The organism is Mesorhizobium sp. M7A.F.Ca.MR.362.00.0.0, from assembly GCF_004023175.1.
In the GTDB taxonomy this organism is placed as follows: Bacteria; Pseudomonadota; Alphaproteobacteria; order Rhizobiales; family Rhizobiaceae; genus Mesorhizobium.
In genome coordinates, this window is the sequence record NZ_RZTF01000707.1 from 1 (window position 1) to 1,017 (window position 1,017).

Below are 1,017 nucleotides of genomic sequence, written 5' to 3' on the forward strand. Positions count from 1 at the left end.
GTTTGTCTGCCTTGCCCTCAGAAGCCTTCTCTTCGATCTGGGATCGACGAACTACGAGACGGTCCCTTCTCTCGTAAAGGTCTTCCGCTCGATCAATCCGTGCCTTGGTGGCAGAGAGTTCTTCGTAGAGGTGACGTGCAGCGATTTCTTTGGGCCGAGCGTCCTCTATTCTTTTCCCAGCACGATCAATCTCGTCCGACAACTTTGCAGACCTGCTTCGCAAGCCCGTTGCCTCGGCCTCAAGCGATGTTATCGTCTGACCTAGTTCACGCTGCTCAATCTGAATCTTCCTCACCTCGGCGGCAGCAGCCCTGTGAGCAAGGGCGATCTCATCTGCGGCATGATTGCGCCGCTGGACACCAGGCGGCGCCCCGCAGACCGGACAATCGCGTTCCGCCATAGTGACCAGTATGAATCCGCCCTCCTCCAAAGCCTGTAGCCGGGCAATGTCGGACTTGTAGACCTCACTAAGACGGCCGAAGCGCTGCAGCGTCACTTCGAGTTCCGTAAATCGAGAAACCAGGTCGCGTTGGGTTTCCACAAGCTGCCGACGCTCGGTCACAAGGCTGTCAAGATTGTTTTGAGCCTGACGCAAGTTGTCATGCAGGGAGCCTAGGGATCCTTCGATCTTTCTGAGCTGTTCGGTGAGCTCCTCACGCGTCGGCCCACCCTCGCCAATCTCCTCATCAAGTTGAGCGATCATCTCATCGACCAACTCAACCTTTGCAGTTCGGGCGACACTTTTCTCCTTTTTACCTGCAACGGTAACAGCCGCGCCATCGTCGTTGCCGGTTAGAAGCAGGCGGAACAAGTTCCGTTCAAACGTCCGCTGACTGGGAATTCCAGAATAGAGGACGGGACTTCTCTCGGAAATGATGTCTTCCTCCGACACAACGACGTACGGAGATAGCAAGCGGATCGAGAGAGTATCTTTTTCCGCGTTCGCGCTTTTGACGATTACCTTGTTCGCAAGGCCAAGCGTCTCCAGGAGGAAATATGAAACGTTGTCGCTTCGCT